General features: G+C 59.2%; 17 protein-coding genes and 1 riboswitch. Of the genes, 6 read left to right on the top strand and 11 right to left on the bottom strand.

The window, feature by feature from the left end; genetic code table 11:
- Nucleotides 1-16: 16 nt before the first annotated feature.
- From ACP7BO_RS01795 to ACP7BO_RS01770, 6 genes are all read right to left on the bottom strand, one after another.
- The gene (locus ACP7BO_RS01795; RefSeq protein ID WP_397455771.1) at nt 17-1,129 is read right to left on the bottom strand and encodes a succinylglutamate desuccinylase/aspartoacylase family protein; all 1,113 of its coding nucleotides are present in this window, start codon (nt 1,127-1,129) and stop codon (nt 17-19) included.
- Nucleotides 1,130-1,139: 10 nt separating this feature from the next.
- Nucleotides 1,140-1,838, bottom strand: a complete 699-nt coding sequence (locus tag ACP7BO_RS01790; RefSeq protein WP_426208320.1) for an ABC transporter permease — start codon at nt 1,836-1,838, stop codon at nt 1,140-1,142.
- A 13-nt stretch (nt 1,839-1,851) separates the two neighbouring features.
- Nucleotides 1,852-2,541, bottom strand: coding sequence for an ABC transporter permease (locus tag ACP7BO_RS01785; RefSeq protein WP_426208318.1), 690 nt, complete (start codon nt 2,539-2,541; stop codon nt 1,852-1,854).
- 88 nt (nt 2,542-2,629) lie between these two features.
- Nucleotides 2,630-3,409 (bottom strand): ABC transporter substrate-binding protein, encoded by a 780-nt coding sequence (locus ACP7BO_RS01780; RefSeq protein ID WP_073509492.1) that lies wholly within the window; start codon nt 3,407-3,409, stop codon nt 2,630-2,632.
- A gap of 174 nt (nt 3,410-3,583) precedes the next feature.
- A complete protein-coding gene (locus ACP7BO_RS01775) occupies nt 3,584-5,350 on the bottom strand; it encodes a DUF1302 domain-containing protein (RefSeq protein ID WP_426208316.1) in 1,767 nt (588 codons plus the stop codon).
- A gap of 202 nt (nt 5,351-5,552) precedes the next feature.
- Nucleotides 5,553-6,182: a LysE family translocator gene (locus tag ACP7BO_RS01770; protein ID WP_426208314.1), complete on the bottom strand. Its 630-nt coding sequence runs from the start codon at nt 6,180-6,182 to the stop codon at nt 5,553-5,555.
- 80 nt (nt 6,183-6,262) lie between these two features.
- Here ACP7BO_RS01770 and ACP7BO_RS01765 point away from each other — a divergent pair, with 80 nt between their 5' ends.
- From ACP7BO_RS01765 to ACP7BO_RS01755, 3 genes are all read left to right on the top strand, one after another.
- Nucleotides 6,263-7,228, top strand: a complete 966-nt coding sequence (locus ACP7BO_RS01765; protein WP_397455767.1) for a 2-hydroxyacid dehydrogenase — start codon at nt 6,263-6,265, stop codon at nt 7,226-7,228.
- 30 nt (nt 7,229-7,258) lie between these two features.
- Nucleotides 7,259-8,257, top strand: a complete 999-nt coding sequence (locus ACP7BO_RS01760) for a methyltransferase (protein WP_426208312.1) — start codon at nt 7,259-7,261, stop codon at nt 8,255-8,257.
- A gap of 49 nt (nt 8,258-8,306) precedes the next feature.
- A riboswitch (yybP-ykoY riboswitch) is annotated at nt 8,307-8,428 on the top strand.
- 91 nt (nt 8,429-8,519) lie between these two features.
- Entirely contained in the window at nt 8,520-9,104 is a 585-nt protein-coding gene (locus tag ACP7BO_RS01755; RefSeq protein WP_060696833.1) for a TMEM165/GDT1 family protein, read from the top strand.
- 574 nt (nt 9,105-9,678) lie between these two features.
- Here the strand turns inward: ACP7BO_RS01755 and ACP7BO_RS01750 are convergent.
- From ACP7BO_RS01750 to ACP7BO_RS01735, 4 genes are read right to left on the bottom strand one after another with little or no spacing between them, the layout of a single operon-like run.
- The gene (locus ACP7BO_RS01750) at nt 9,679-10,497 is read right to left on the bottom strand and encodes a M48 family metallopeptidase (protein ID WP_060690725.1); all 819 of its coding nucleotides are present in this window, start codon (nt 10,495-10,497) and stop codon (nt 9,679-9,681) included.
- Between the two features lie 34 nt (nt 10,498-10,531).
- Nucleotides 10,532-11,158 carry an SOS response-associated peptidase gene (locus ACP7BO_RS01745; RefSeq protein WP_060690724.1) on the bottom strand — a complete coding sequence of 209 codons (627 nt, stop codon included), beginning with the start codon at nt 11,156-11,158 and terminating at the stop codon, nt 10,532-10,534.
- A gap of 49 nt (nt 11,159-11,207) precedes the next feature.
- Nucleotides 11,208-11,468 (bottom strand): putative signal transducing protein, encoded by a 261-nt coding sequence (locus ACP7BO_RS01740; RefSeq protein ID WP_397455766.1) that lies wholly within the window; start codon nt 11,466-11,468, stop codon nt 11,208-11,210.
- Nucleotides 11,469-11,480: 12 nt separating this feature from the next.
- Nucleotides 11,481-11,663 (bottom strand): CPXCG motif-containing cysteine-rich protein, encoded by a 183-nt coding sequence (locus ACP7BO_RS01735; RefSeq protein WP_060690723.1) that lies wholly within the window; start codon nt 11,661-11,663, stop codon nt 11,481-11,483.
- Nucleotides 11,664-11,767: 104 nt separating this feature from the next.
- On the opposite strand from ACP7BO_RS01735, the gene ACP7BO_RS01730 reads away from it, so the two are divergent.
- A complete protein-coding gene (locus ACP7BO_RS01730; protein ID WP_060690722.1) occupies nt 11,768-12,934 on the top strand; it encodes a 1-acyl-sn-glycerol-3-phosphate acyltransferase in 1,167 nt (388 codons plus the stop codon).
- Nucleotides 12,935-13,076: 142 nt separating this feature from the next.
- Entirely contained in the window at nt 13,077-13,283 is a 207-nt protein-coding gene (locus ACP7BO_RS01725; protein WP_048359204.1) for a hypothetical protein, read from the top strand.
- Between the two features lie 59 nt (nt 13,284-13,342).
- Here the strand turns inward: ACP7BO_RS01725 and ACP7BO_RS01720 are convergent, their stop codons facing one another.
- Nucleotides 13,343-13,927, bottom strand: a complete 585-nt coding sequence (locus ACP7BO_RS01720; protein ID WP_060690721.1) for a YajG family lipoprotein — start codon at nt 13,925-13,927, stop codon at nt 13,343-13,345.
- Nucleotides 13,928-14,086: 159 nt separating this feature from the next.
- Here ACP7BO_RS01720 and ACP7BO_RS01715 point away from each other — a divergent pair, with 159 nt between their 5' ends.
- Nucleotides 14,087-14,320, top strand: a complete 234-nt coding sequence (locus ACP7BO_RS01715; protein ID WP_426208307.1) for a hypothetical protein — start codon at nt 14,087-14,089, stop codon at nt 14,318-14,320.
- Nucleotides 14,321-14,389 lie beyond the last annotated feature (69 nt).

The raw sequence follows: 14,389 nt of genomic DNA, 5'->3' as shown, positions 1-14,389 counted from the left end.
ATCCACTCTCTGAGGGTCAGTCGCTGAGCAAGCGACCTTGGCGAATAAGGGTATTGCCGGCAACTTTGGCCAGCCACAAACCGGGCTGGGCAAAGCGCAGGCGCTCGCGGGCATAGAGGATGCCGTCGGTGCTGGCGCGCACCACGCTGTGGCGATCGGTAAGCGGATCCATCACTTCAAACAGCGGATCGCCCACTTTGACCCGTGCCCCGAGCGGCTGCACAAAGCTCACCACCCCCGGGTGCGGGGCGTAGGCATACTGGGCGCCCGCAAACGGCGTGGCCTCACAACATTCGACCGGCGCATCGGGCCACTCACCGCTGATCAGCCCCTGCTCGGCCAGATAGCCGAGGATCGCCTCGGCACTCTCCACGCACGGCCCGGACTCGGTGTCGGCCATGCCGCGCAACTCAATGGTGGCGGCGATACAGGCCATCGCAATATCGGCCTCGGGGAAGCGCTCGGCCAAGTGCAACCAGGGGATCGCGCAGGCTTCATCAAACGCACTGCCACCCGCCTCTTCAGCCAGCAAGGCTGCGCCTGCGTGCAGCCGGGCAGCCAGCGAACGCAAGCGCGGCCAGTTTTGCGGCAAGGCATACAGCAACATGATCGACTCAAAATCACAGTGCAGGTCCAGTACCACATCGGCGTCACAGGCATGGCGCAGCAACAGGCAACGCAGGCCATCAAGCTCGCAGGCCGGCTCCGGCTGCTCGCTCAATACATCCAGCATGGCCCGGCGGATGAGCACCGTATTGGCACCAGCATCGCTGCCCAACTGACCGGCTACCCGCGCCGCCACGCCGTCGGCCAGCGCCGGAAAATCGCGATTGAAATTCTTGCCGCTGGAAAACTCAAAACGCCCCTGATGAGTCGCCTGGAACATCTGGGCAATCCCGATGGGGTTGGCCATCGGCACCAATTCGATCACCCCGTTCAAACGGCCTTGTTCTTCAAGCTCCAGCAGGCGTCGCTTGAGCTCCACCGCAACCCGCATCCCCGGCAACTCATCGGCATGCAAAGAGGCCTGGATATAAGCCTTGCGCCCGCCCTGGCCAAAACGAAACAGCGAAAGATGGCGCTCTGTGCCCGAGGCACTCCACGGCAACAGGTATTTAATATGCTCCATAACACGCCCCTTAATGTTTGCGCGGTGCCTGGTACGCCAGCCAGCGGCGCTCGGCCAGCTTGAACAGACGCGTCAGGATAAAGGTCAGGATCAGGTAGAAAACCGCCGCCGTAATGAACGCTTCAAACGGCAGGTAATAACGTGCACTGACCGTACGTGCGGCCCCGGTGATATCGACGAGGGTGACAATCGAAGCCAGGCTCGTGGTCTGCATCATCATCAGCACCTCGTTGCTGTATTGAGGCAATACCCGACGCAACGCCGAGGGCAGGAGAATCCGGCGATACAAGGTCGCTCGCGACATACCCATGGCTTTGGCCGCTTCGATTTCACCGTGGGGGATGGACTTCAGACTGCCCGCCAGCAACTCCGCACTGTAGGCGCCGGTATTGATCGCAAATGCCAGGCACGCGCAAAAGGTGGCACTTGAAAGGTATGGCCAAAGCACGCTTTGGCGCACAGTTTCAAACTGAGCCAAGCCGAAATAGATCAGAAACAGCTGCACCAGCATCGGTGTGCCGCGAATGACATAGGTGTAAAGCCAGGCCGCAAAGTTGATCAAAGGCGATCGCGAGACTCGCATCAGCGCCAGCGGAATCGCCAGCATCAGGCCAAAAAACAGGGAAATCAGCAGTACTTTGAGAGTCACCAGGGCGCCACCGAAATACAGCGGCAGGTTTTCCCAGATCACGTTGTAGTCAAGAATCATAAGGTGCTCCCAATCACAGCTCGACGGCTTTTATGCTGGCCGAGTAGTGGTTTCCCAGAAAGCGCAGCACCAGCAATGACACGCTGGTCAGCATCAGATACAGCCCCGCTACCGCGAGAAAAAACGTAAACGGCTCATGGGTCGCATCGGCTGCACTCTTGGCTTTGAACATCATGTCCTGCAGACCGATGACCGAAATCAACGCCGTGGACTTGGTCAGCACCAGCCAGTTATTGGTGAACCCCGGCAATGCAAACCGGACCATTTGCGGTACCAGAATTCGCCAGAACACCTGCCCATTGCTCATGCCATACGCCAGCCCCGCCTCGATCTGCCCTTTGGGGATGGCCATAAAAGCGCCGCGAAAGGTTTCCGAGAGATAGGCCCCAAAAATGAAGCCCATGGTGCAGACCCCGGCAACAAAGGGATTGATATCGATATAGTCAGTGGAACCCAGGGCCAGAGCGATGCGATTCACCAGGTCCTGGCCGCCATAGAAGATCAACAGAATCAACACCAGATCGGGAATACCCCGGATCACGGTGGTATAGGCCTCGCCCGACCTTGCGAGCCACTTGACCGGTGACAAGCGCAACGTCGCGCCGATCAGGCCCAGGACTATTGCCAGAGCCATGGAGGTCAAGGCCAGGTTCACGGTCAGCCAGGCACCCTCGAGAATGCTCGATCCGTAGCCATGGAGCATGATGAAGTTCCTTGAGCGTGCGCCAAAAAATGCGCGAAACAAGCCCCGGCCGCCCCCATGAGGAAGCGGCCTCAGGGAGGCGGTTTACTTACCTTTGACCGTAGATGTCGTACGTGAAGTACTTGGTCATCACTTGCTCGTACTTGCCGTTGGCGCGGATGGCATCAATGGCGGCACTCAAACGGTCGGCGTTGGCCTTGTCGCCCTTGCGCACGGCAATGCCTGCGCCGCGACCGAAGAAAGCAGGGTCGTTGATGTCCGGTCCGACAAGGGCGTAACCCTGGCCCAGCGGGGTTTTGATGAAACTTTCATCGGTGTAGATGATGTCTGCGAGCGTGGCGTCCAGACGGCCCGAAACCAGGTCCAGAAACGCTTCACTCTGGGTCGAGTAGCGCACCACCACGACCCCGGCAGTCTCAAGCTTCTGCGTGGCAAAACGGTCGTAGGTCGAAGATCGCTGCACCCCGACGCGCTTGCCCTTGAGATCAACCAGCGGATCGTTGATCACGTTGCCCGCTTTCATCGCGAACTTGCCGGGCGTGTGGTAGTACTTTTTGCTGAAATCAACGGACTTCAGGCGGTCTTCGGTAATCGACATGGAAGACAGCACCGCATCAACCTTGCGCACTTTGAGCGAAGGAATCATGCCGTCAAACTCCTGGACCACCCAGGTGCATTTGATTTTCATCTCTTCACACAGCGCGTTGCCAATGTCGTAGTCGAAACCGCTGATTTCGCCTTCCGGGGTTTTCATCGAAAACGGAGGGTAGGCCGCTTCGATACCGATACGCAGAGGCGCGTCGTCGGCGCGGGCCACAAAGCTGAAAGCGCACAGGGCCAGTGCACCTAGAAGTACTGTCTTGTTCAAATTGTTGACTCCTGAAGGGCATTCGGGGGAAACACTCGCCATCCAAGCTGGCGCGCAACGTCAGTCCGTCGACTGTGTGCGGCTATAGATGACACGTATTATTTCAGAAATCAACTTAGTGAAAATATTTATATCAAAGCCGACAGCCGATCACGCCTAGATACGGCCCGGCACCTAAAACTTCACCCCCACACTCAGCGTCATGAAATCGCGGTCGCTGAGCGTGCTGTAACGCCCGCCAAAGAAGTTGGTGTACGACAGACTGCTGGTGTAGGTGTTCTGGTACTCGGCATCAACCCCCACGCTCACCGCCTTGCGGCCTTGTACAAAGGTATTGTCGGGGCCCGGCGAATAACCGCTGACGTCGTGGGACCACGCCAGATTGGGTTTGAGGTTGAGACTGGTAAACACGTTGTTGTAGGCCCATTCAGCCCGTGCGCGATAGCCCCATGAATCAGACGTGGTAAAGCCGTCGTTGCCGGCGCTTCCAAATACCGGATCACGGCCGTAGCGCAGCCCCGAATCGCCCTCCAGGCCTGCCACGTGGGTCACGCCGACCTCGCCAATCAGGGTCAGCCGGTCGGCGCCCATGGCATTGTCGAAGATGTGGGTCACAGACGTCTGAAACTGAGTGATCTCCTTGCGCCGATATCCCTGGGAATCAGCACCCGGAGTAACACTCAGCGGCGATGCATCGGCCAGACCCGGCAACAGGGTCACGTTGGCGTACAGCAAGTCATTGCTGTTGAGCTGCACCGGCGCATTTGGTCGATAACTCAGCTCGCCTTTCCACACTGAGCCTGTGGATAAGGTGGTGGCGAAACTCACCCCGTAGAGGCGGATATCTTCGGGATATTCGACGTAATAGCTGGAGTTACCGGCAACAATCATCGGAGCCAGCCCGCCTGCAGCCGAAGCGGCGTTATAGACCGACTGCCCCGCCGCACGCCCGCTCAGAATCGGATCGCGGCTGTGGTAGTTCATAAAGTAGGCGCCAAAATCGGTATCCAGCGGCTCGAACACATAGTGCATGGCCACGCCGAATTGCCCGCTGTTGCGCGCATCGCGGTCAGCTGCGCGGCGCACCAGCACGCCCTCACCATTGACCTCGACACCCGCTGAAGTCAGGGCTGCCAGATCAGCCACATTCAACGCCGAGCGCTTGCTCATCACCCGATAATTGCCGTCGCAGCCGTCGGCAGTCACGTCGGACTGCGAGAAAAACGTCCCGCAGTTATCGGTTTCTGACTGCTCCCAGTCCAATTGATAAAAGGCCTCGGCCGACAGGTTGTCGGTGAGATTTTGCGAGATATAAAACAGGTTGACCGGCACCAGGCCGTCTTGGTATTCGCTACCCGGGCGACGATAGGCCGCGACATCGGTCGGGTTGATGGCATTGATCCCGCCGCCGATAAACGCGCTTTCCCCCCAATTGACCACCTGCTTGCCCAGGCGCACCGCGCCGGGCTGATCGGCAATCGCGTAGTTGTGATAGACAAACGCATCCAGCAGCTGCGTACCGGCAGACTGGGCCGAGGCTTTGCGCCCGCTGTCGCTGACCGGCTTGAACGGGCGACTGTCATCCTGCAGTTCAAAGTCGTACCAGTACTTGCCCCGGACATACAGGCCGCTGTCGCCGTACTTCAGCTCCAGTCCGTGGATGCCGGTAAAAATCTTGGAGAAGGTTTCGCCGCGCTTGAAGTTGAGGCGACCATCGTCCGAGATTTGCGATTGCCCCTTGCCGCCGTTATTGGCACCGATCAGGTTGTGATCGGCCTTGGCGGTAGACCAGCTGGCGCCGATGGACAGCTCGGAATCGATCTGGCCTTCGACCTCGCCAATGTTAAAGCTCACGCCCCAGGCGGGCCCGGCGAGCGTCGAGACAAGGCAGACTGCCAGCGGCAGTTTGACTTGGCGCCAGAACCGGTTGACTGAGGACATCGATACTTCTCCGTGGGCACGCACAATGAGCCGCAAGGATGAAGGAAAACCAGAAATTGACAAGATCGTCGGCAGCGAACTTGCTCGCGAGGCCGGCAACCCGGGCTGTCTGACAGCCCGGGCTTGTGCGACGCGGGCAAGCCTGCGGCTGCAGGGCCCCGCTACCCGATGGGAGTGAACAGGCTTTTTATGCGTAAAAACATCAATTCATTTCAGTAAACGCAAGCTTCACACCCAGAGCCACCAGCACCGCGCCCATGGTGCGGTCAAACCAGTGGCCCATGCGGGCAAAGCCGGTGCGCACGCGCTGATGGCTGAACAGCATGGCCACCATGCAAAACCACAGCCCAGTCGCGAACGCCAGGTACACGCCATAACCGGCCTGAATTGACAGCGGTGTATGCGGGTTGATGACCACGGTAAACAGCGACAGGAAAAACAGCGTGGCTTTTGGGTTCAGCCCATTGGTCACAAAGCCCGACGTGAAGGCCCCGCGCGCAGTGCGCTCGCCAACCGGCAAAGAAGCGGCCACGGCTGCCGGATCCGCAGGCTTGGCGCGCAAGGCCTTGATCCCGATGTACAGCAGGTAGGCAGCTGCCAGCCATTTAAGGGCGTTAAACAACACAATCGACTGCGAGACAATGATCCCGATCCCCAGCAGCGAGTAGCCGACATGGACGAAAATTGCCGTGCCCACACCGAACGCGGTAAACATCCCGGCGCGGCGGCCGTGGGTCACGCTTTCACGCACCACCACGGCAAAATCCGGCCCGGGACTGGCCACCGCCAGCAGATGAATCAGGGCAACGGTCAAAAATTCTGTCCAGTACATGCACGGCTCCATTACAAATTGTTTCTTCTGTTAGGCTCGCCACATTACGCCTTCACTCGACAGCACAAAAGGTACAGTTGATGACGAACACTCAGCGCGCAGTATTCCTGGATCACACTTCACTGGACCTGGGCGACCTCGACCTTGCCCCTCTGCGCCAGTGTTTCAGCGAATTGCAGCTGTGGTCGGACACCGACGCCGATAACGTGATCGAGCGTCTGCAAGGCGCCAGCGTGGCCATCAGCAACAAAATCCTGCTCAACGCGCGGACTCTCGCGGCCTGCCCCGAACTGAAGCTGATTCTGGTTGCGGCCACCGGCACCAATAACGTTGACCTGCAAGCGGCCCGCGCCCAGGGCATTACCGTCGCCAACTGCCAGGGTTATGGCACACCCTCGGTGGCCCAGCACACTCTGGGGCTGTTGCTGGCGCTGGCCACCCGCCTTGTCGACTACAACAAAGCCGTGACTGCGGGGCAGTGGCAGCAGGCCAGGCAGTTCTGCTTGCTGGACTTCCCGATTGTCGAACTCGAGGGCAAGACCCTGGGCCTGTTCGGTCACGGTGAACTGGGCAGCGCTGTGGCCCGGCTGGCCGAAGCATTCGGCATGCGCGTCTTGCTGGGCCAGATCCCCGGCCGCCCGGCCCGTGCAGACCGTCTGCCACTGGATGAACTGCTGCCACAGGTCGACGCCCTGACTTTTCACTGCCCGCTCAACGAACACACGCGCAACTTTATTGGCGCCCGTGAACTGGCCCTGCTCAAGCCGGGAGCATTCGTGGTCAACACCGCCCGCGGCGGCATGATTGATGAACAAGCCCTGGCCGATGCCCTGCGCAGTGGCCATTTGGGCGGTGCGGCCACGGACGTGCTGAGCGTTGAACCGCCACGCGACGGCAATCCGCTGCTGGCCGATGACATCCCGCGCCTGATCATTACCCCGCACAGCGCCTGGGGCAGCCGCGAAGCACGCCAGCGAATCGTCGGCCAACTGACGCAAAACGCCGAAGCCTTCTTCAACGGTACAGCGCTGCGGGTCGTCAGTTGATAGACTGCGGCCCTTTTTGAGGAGCAGATTATGGATCCGCGCAGTGAAGTACTGCTTCGTCAGCCTGAATACTTTCAAGGCTCGTTGCTGTTGGTAGGTTTGCCGGCTGACGAATTGCTCGGCGAACTGCCAAATGCCCATGGCTGGTGCTGGCACGCTGGCGACCAGGCCACCCTCGATGCCCGCTTTGAAGGACGGGTGCATTTCGGCATTGAACTGCCAGAGCGCGCGTTTGATACCGCCGTGGTGTTTCTGCCCAAGTCCAAGGAACTGGCCGATTATCTGCTCAACGCTGTGGCGGCTCGCCTGCCCGGCGCGGACGTTTTTCTGGTGGGTGAAAAGAAGGGCGGCATCGAAGGCGCATCCAAACAGCTGATCCCGTTTGGCAAGCCGCGCAAGCTCGACAGCGCGCGCCACTGCCAGTTGTGGCAAGTCACGGTGCTCAATGCGCCAACTGCTCCTGTGCTCGCCGACCTCGCCCAGCATTACGAGTTGCCGCTGGCCGAAGGCCCGTTGAAAGTTGTCAGCCTGCCGGGCGTGTTCAGCCATGGCCGTCTGGACCGCGGCAGTGCCCTGCTGCTGGAACACCTGGACAAACTGCCCAGCGGCCACGTGCTGGACTTCGGCTGCGGCGCCGGGGTGCTGGGTGCGGCAGTCAAGCGGCGCTACCCGTACAACACCGTCACCTTGCTCGATGTGGATGCCTTTGCCACCGCCAGCAGTCGTCTGACCCTCGCCGCGAATGGCCTGGAAGCCGAGGTCATTACCGGAGACGGAATTGATGCGGCGCCGATGGGGCTGAACTCGATCCTGAGTAATCCGCCGTTTCACGTCGGAGTCCATACCGATTACCACGCCACAGAAAACCTGCTGCAAAAAGCAGTCAAACATCTGAAAACGGGTGGCGAACTTCGTCTTGTGGCCAATAGTTTCCTGCGCTACCAGCCACTGATCGAAGAGCAGTTCGGGCACTGTACGGTCAAGGCCCAAGGCCAGGGTTTTCGGATTTACAGCGCCAAACGCCGCTGACAGAAAAGAAAAATAAGGGCTTGCCGGATCGGATTTGCCTAGGCAGAATCCGCTCCGTCCTAGGGGAGTAGTCTCCCACGAGCACCACGCTCGTCCGGCATGCATCAACATACTTGGTCAACAGACCATGGTGCATGCGACCCAGGTGTCCGCACAGACGGACCGGGGTTTGACAAGACCTATGACACGAACACCTTACCCGGGGCGGGGAGGCTGTACGTGTCATAGCCGTGTCGACCCGCCCCTGGAAAACTACCTGATGATGCTTGATTCCTTACTCGTTCCTACCGCAATCGTTGCCTTGGCCGAAATCGGCGACAAGACGCAACTGCTCGCGCTCATTCTCGCAGCACGCTTTCGCAAACCCTGGCCGATCATCGCCGGCATCGTGGTGGCGACCCTCGCCAACCATGCGGCAGCCGGTGCCGTGGGCGCCTGGTTCAGCACGTTCTTCACCGATGTGATGTTGCACTGGGTGCTCGCCGCGAGCTTCACCGCCACGGCGCTGTGGACCCTGGTCCCGGACAAGATGGACGACGATGAGGCCAGTACAGCTCGCAAGTACGGCCCATTCATCACCACCCTGATTACCTTCTTCATCGCTGAAATGGGTGACAAGACCCAGGTGGCGACCGTGATGCTGGCTGCGCAATACCCGGATCTGTGGCTGGTGATTATCGGCACCACCCTGGGCATGCTGATTGCCAACGTGCCGGTGGTATTGGCGGGTAACTTTGCGGCCGACAAACTGCCGCTGACCCTGATTCGCCGACTGGCCGCGACTGCGTTCTTCGTGCTGGCGATAGTGGCGGTGTACAAGGCCATGGCTATCAGTGGCTGGGTGTAACGGCCACTAATTGCAGCAGGAACTGACTTGCCAGCGATGCAGACCTAATAGATGCAATCGCTGGCAAGCCAGACTCCCACAAGCAAAGCCCAGTCGAAACCTTGCTGCAATGGGATGCAATATCTGGATTGTGGGAACTGACTTACCTGCGATGCAGACCCCATAGATGCAATCGCTGGCAAGCCAGACTCCCACAAGGAAGCCCGGTCGAAACCTTGCTGCAATGGGATGCAATATCTGGATTGTGGGAGCTGACTTACCTGCGATGCAGACCCCATAGATGCAATCGCTGGCAAGCCAGACTCCCACAAGGAAGCCCGGTCGAAACCTTGCTGCAATGGGATGCAATATCTGGATTGTGGGAACTGACTTGCCTGGGATGCAGACCCCATAGATGCAATCGCTGGCATGCCAGACTCCCACAAGGAAAGCCCAGTCGAAACCTTGCTGCAATGTCTCAATTGTGGGAGCTGGCTTGCCAGCGATGCGAACACTGCGGTCTGACTGTCAAACCGCATGGATACAATCGTTGGCAAGCCAGACCCCTGCAGAGAAAGCCCGGCCTGAAACCTTATCAGGTCTTCGGCGCTTGCTCGTACAAGGGCAGCACTTTGGGGATAGCGGCTTGCAAGGCGGCAATACGACTGCTGGAGGCCGGGTGAGTGCTCATGAATTCAGGCGGCGCGTCTTGGGATTCCTTGGCCATTTTCTGCCACAGGGTAATCGCCGCATTCGGGTTGTAGCCCGCCCTGGCAGCCAGTTCCAGGCCAATCAGGTCGGCTTCGTTTTCATTGCTGCGGCTATTGGGCAACGTCAGGCTGTAGTTGACCACTGTATCGGCCAGTTGCAGGCTGTCCTGCCCCAACCCCAACAATGCGCCTGCGCCCTGCTTGGCAATCTCGACACCATAGGCTTTGGACATGGATTCGCGCCCGTGCTCACGCAAGGCGTGGGCAATTTCGTGCCCCATGATCGCAGCGATTTCGTCGTCACTGAGCTTGAGCTGATCAATGATCCCGCTATAGAAGATGATTTTGCCGCCAGGCCCGCAATTGGCGTTGAGTTCGTCGCTCTTGACCAGATTGACTTCCCAGTTCCATTGCGCGGCATCCGGGCGAAAAACCGGGGCCTGGGCAATCAGGCGGTTGGCAATCGCCTGCAAGCGCTTGGCATTGGCGCTGGTCTTGTCCAGTGCACCTTTGCTGTTCGCCTCTGAGACGGTCTGCTGGTAGGACTGCGCATACATCTGATCCACTTGCTGGCTCGACAGCATGCTGAACATGTACTGCTTGCGTTCAATCCCTACCGCGCCACCACTGGTGGTATTTACCGCCTGGCAACCTGCGAGCAATACCCCGGCGCCCACCGCGCACACTACCGCTAACTTACCCATCGAAACTCTCCATAAAGATGGCCCGCATCGTATCTCAACCCGGTGTCAGGCACTCGGGTGCATTGAGTTTTGGATCATTGACCAGATTGGCCAGCGGCCGTTCACGCAATGGCATTTGCGGGCTGGCGAGCAATGCCTGGAGCACTTGCAGCGGGGTTTCAGGATCGAGCCAGGCCTGTTGCCCGGCCTCATCCAGAATCAGCGGACGGCGCTGGCTGGCGGCAGCCTGAGTAATCACCGCAGTACTGAGCCACACATGCCCCTGAACCGGGTAGGCCTCCCAGATGCCGGCAAAAAACAGCGAAGCGCCCTCCCCCGGCGTCAGCCAATAGGGGCGTTTACGCGTAGTACCACGCCATTCGTAAAAACCGTTGGCCGGGATCAGGCAGCGGCGCTGGCGCAAGGCATCGCGAAACATCGGTTGCTCGGCCACGGTTTCGGCCCGGGCATGGGCCGGGGTGCGCGACAGGTCGGTCAGCCACGCCGGGGTCAACCCCCATCGCGCCCGTGCCAGTTCACGCTGACCAGGCTCGGCACCTGCACGCAGGATCAACACCGAGTCATTGGGTGAAATGTTCCACTGGGCCTGCTGATCGGCCGGAAAGCCGGGCAAGGCTGCAAATGCAGGGTTCCAACGAAACAGGGCAAAACGTCCACACATGGGGCAGCACAACTCTTCTATATAGATGCGGTAAAAAAACGCTCACTGATCAGCAGACCAGTACATCCGGGAAGCTTTCGGGCTCATCGCCCGCCACGGGTGACGCCGCATTGTACGCATCGATCAACGCCCGCGCGTATTGCGCCTGATCATCGGCCACCGTCAAACCCAGCAACCCGAGGGCCGGCAACTCGCCGGTCCCCCCAACCAGATCACGCCCGTCGAGCCGGGCCTCAACACCTTCGCTGGCAAGCATGCCCAGCAATAGCTCGGCTTCCATCAGATTCTGCGGCTCGTAGATGCGTCGCATGGTGGTCACCCGTCACTCGTTCTCGCTGCGTACATCAAGCATCCATTCATGACCGTCGGTTTGAAGATGGAACACAATCGGCCGGCAACACACAGGGCAATCTTCAACATAGGTCTGATCGCCACCCGAGAGGTCGAGCACGGCTTCTGCCTGCTCACCGCAATAAGGGCAATCGTAGTGTTCAGTCTCAAGCATCGCGGTCTCCAGAGTGACTTGTGCGTATAATCGCCGTCTATTTGCAGGGCTATTATTTTTGTCCTGCCCTGTGTACTAACCCTAGCCGTTTCCAACAAGAGAGCATGATGGGCGAATTCGATACCATCCGACCTTACGACGACGCCGAAGTCCCAGCAGTGCTGGCCCGGCTGCTCGGCGACAAGGCGTTTCTAGATATCCTGACCCACTTTCGCTTTCCGCGCCTGGCCGGCGCTTTCGGCTGGCTGCTAAAACCCCTTATAGCGCATCGCCTGCGTAAAGAGTTCGCGAGCGTTACTTCTGTCGCCACCTTGCAGGACAAGGTCGAAGTCTATGTCGACCGAACCATCGAGCATGCGACCGATGGCGTGACCTACACCGGTGTCGAACAGTTGAAGGCCGGCAACGCCTATCTGTTTCTGGCCAACCACCGCGATATCGTGATGGACCCGGCCTTCGTCAACTACGCGGTTTATCACGCAGGCCTGCCTACGCCGCGGATCGCCATTGGCGACAACCTGCTGCAAAAACCCTTTGTCAGCGATCTGATGCGCCTCAACAAGAGCTTCATCGTGCATCGCTCCATCACCGGGCGCCGTGAAAAGCTGGCGGCGTATCAATTGCTGTCGGCCTATATCAACCATTCAATCCGCAACGACTGCCAGTCGATCTGGATTGCACAGGCTGAAGGCCGCGCCAAGGACGGTGATGACCGTACTGATTCGGCCATCCTCAAAATGTTCCACATGAGTCGCAAAAACGAACCGTTCGCCGAGGTCATTCAGTCGCTGAACCTGACCCCGGTATCCATCAGTTACGAATACGACCCCTGTGACCAGGCCAAGGCTCGCGAGCTGTATATCCGCGCCACCACGGGCACTTACAGCAAAGCACCGGGCGAAGACGACACCAGCATTGCCAACGGCATTACCGGCTACAAGGGCCGCGTGCACGTGAACTTTGCGGCGCCGATTACCGAGCCGTTCGAGGACAGCAAATTGCTGGCTACCGAAATGGACCGGCATATTCTGAGCGGCTACCGGCTGTTCCCCGCCCATTACCTGGCGTATGCGCAATGGGCCGAAGCCGACCCGCAATTGCAGGTCCCGCCGGCCGCGCAAGTGTTCCCGGCAGAGGAGCTGGCAAAGGCCCAACAGGAATGGCAACGCCGCCTGGACGCCTGCCCGGCAGAGCACCGCCCGTATCTGGTACTGCAGTATGCGATGCCGGTGCGCAATCAGTATCGGGTCAAGGCCGGGCTGCCTCTGTAACCCCCCCACCTTTGTGTAGGCGCGAGGTTGCTCGCGAGATTTTAAAAGCTTGCGCCTGCAGGCAGGGGTAATTTGCGCTGTCACCGTATCGTCATGTTGAGAGGCCACTCTGTGGCCCCTCGACACCGACACGGAGCCTGTCATGTTGCACGCAGAAAACCAGGACCGCCTCTACCTCATCGCCCCCAGCGACGAGCAGCAGGCATTGATCGAAGGTCTGGCATTTAACGTTCAGGACCACCACTGGCTGGTCTACTGCGCGTTAAGCGGCCACACCCATGCCGACTTGCCCGAACTGGATTTGCTCACCGGCGTCAGTCGCCTTGAGCTGTATGCCGAAGCCGCTTAAAGCCTTCGCGCATAAAAAAGCCCGAACTCACAGAGTTCGGGCTTTTTGTTTTACCGCCATTACTCGCCCAGCAGACGACCAATAGTCGGGTCTTTAAACACTCGGGTCAGGGCATCACTCAGTACATCACTCACCAGCTTGGTGTTGGTTTCCTGATTGGGCGCCATGCCAAAGCGCTGATCCAGCGACGCGCCGTAACGGCCACTGTAAGTACGGCCGCCATTCTTCACATCAGAACGGAATGTCGCGCCGATGGTAGCCTCGGTGACGTACATGGTGTCCTTGGGCGATTGATATTTCAGTTCGGCCAGGGTGACGGTCAGGGTTGGCGCATTCATCGCATTGGACGTAGGGGTGTAGCCCAGCAAACGCACAGCGGCTTCAGCCTGTGCTTGCAGCTTGGGGATCACATCAGCACTGCTGACGCTGATTGCGCTGGTCTCAGGGTACATGCCGCCCCGGGTGCCCAGTGTTGGCCCCGGACGACCGTCCACCACACGCACCACCACCGGCTGACCACGACCCACTGGCGCCAGTTGTGCGGTCAGCTTGGGTTGCGGGCTGAGTTGTTGCGGGCTGTGGGCACAGCCGACCAGAGTCAAACTGGTCACAGTAATCAAACCGAACAACAGGCGTTGCAACATGCTCATCTCTCCAGGACTGGGTAAAACAGGGCGCCAGTATAGCGGTGCTCTGCGCTCGCTAACTAGCCGCTTGCTGTCACCCCCTTGTCATGGCCTGGACATGGTGCTGTCACCTCGACCAGATAGGGTTTGCCTTACTCACTCCAGAGGTGCCCGCCCATGAACAGGCTATGGTCATTGCTCGGCTTTACTGCCCCGCATCGCAGCTTCACCCGACTGGACAGCGCGGGTCGCTGCCAGGCATTCAAGCAATGCCAACAACCACCCGTCGGCGATAGCTGGGTCGAAATCAAAGAAATCCGCCTTAACTGGTTACACCAGGTACTACCCGCCAGCGCCCGTATCCCCACGCGTGCAACGCATTCGGCGGTGCAACCGTTGTTAGGACTTTGACTGGCGAACCAATAAAAGTCATTTAACAGGATCAATTGCCCGCGTTTCTTCGTTACAATCTCCCCCCGA

Source organism: Pseudomonas sp. TWR2-1-1 (assembly GCF_049897045.1).
Classification (GTDB): domain Bacteria; phylum Pseudomonadota; class Gammaproteobacteria; order Pseudomonadales; family Pseudomonadaceae; genus Aquipseudomonas; species Aquipseudomonas versuta.
The sequence above is the reverse complement of the archived record's forward strand: the minus strand, read 5'-3'. Positions and strand labels throughout refer to the sequence as shown.

What these genes read in the sequence shown, in the direction of transcription:
- ACP7BO_RS01765 (WP_397455767.1), top strand. Translation starts at nt 6,263, where the DNA reads ATGACGAACACTCAGCGCGCAGTATTCCTGGATCACACTTCACTGGAC.
- ACP7BO_RS01720 (WP_060690721.1), bottom strand. Translation starts at nt 13,927, where the DNA reads ATGTTGCAACGCCTGTTGTTCGGTTTGATTACTGTGACCAGTTTGACT.
- ACP7BO_RS01785 (WP_426208318.1), bottom strand. Translation starts at nt 2,541, where the DNA reads ATGCTCCATGGCTACGGATCGAGCATTCTCGAGGGTGCCTGGCTGACC.
- ACP7BO_RS01725 (WP_048359204.1), top strand. Translation starts at nt 13,077, where the DNA reads ATGTTGCACGCAGAAAACCAGGACCGCCTCTACCTCATCGCCCCCAGC.
- ACP7BO_RS01735 (WP_060690723.1), bottom strand. Translation starts at nt 11,663, where the DNA reads ATGCTTGAGACTGAACACTACGATTGCCCTTATTGCGGTGAGCAGGCA.
- ACP7BO_RS01750 (WP_060690725.1), bottom strand. Translation starts at nt 10,497, where the DNA reads ATGGGTAAGTTAGCGGTAGTGTGCGCGGTGGGCGCCGGGGTATTGCTC.
- ACP7BO_RS01790 (WP_426208320.1), bottom strand. Translation starts at nt 1,838, where the DNA reads ATGATTCTTGACTACAACGTGATCTGGGAAAACCTGCCGCTGTATTTC.
- ACP7BO_RS01775 (WP_426208316.1), bottom strand. Translation starts at nt 5,350, where the DNA reads ATGTCCTCAGTCAACCGGTTCTGGCGCCAAGTCAAACTGCCGCTGGCA.
- ACP7BO_RS01745 (WP_060690724.1), bottom strand. Translation starts at nt 11,158, where the DNA reads ATGTGTGGACGTTTTGCCCTGTTTCGTTGGAACCCTGCATTTGCAGCC.
- ACP7BO_RS01755 (WP_060696833.1), top strand. Translation starts at nt 8,520, where the DNA reads ATGCTTGATTCCTTACTCGTTCCTACCGCAATCGTTGCCTTGGCCGAA.
- ACP7BO_RS01730 (WP_060690722.1), top strand. Translation starts at nt 11,768, where the DNA reads ATGATGGGCGAATTCGATACCATCCGACCTTACGACGACGCCGAAGTC.
- ACP7BO_RS01740 (WP_397455766.1), bottom strand. Translation starts at nt 11,468, where the DNA reads ATGCGACGCATCTACGAGCCGCAGAATCTGATGGAAGCCGAGCTATTG.
- ACP7BO_RS01795 (WP_397455771.1), bottom strand. Translation starts at nt 1,129, where the DNA reads ATGGAGCATATTAAATACCTGTTGCCGTGGAGTGCCTCGGGCACAGAG.
- ACP7BO_RS01715 (WP_426208307.1), top strand. Translation starts at nt 14,087, where the DNA reads ATGAACAGGCTATGGTCATTGCTCGGCTTTACTGCCCCGCATCGCAGC.
- ACP7BO_RS01770 (WP_426208314.1), bottom strand. Translation starts at nt 6,182, where the DNA reads ATGTACTGGACAGAATTTTTGACCGTTGCCCTGATTCATCTGCTGGCG.
- ACP7BO_RS01760 (WP_426208312.1), top strand. Translation starts at nt 7,259, where the DNA reads ATGGATCCGCGCAGTGAAGTACTGCTTCGTCAGCCTGAATACTTTCAA.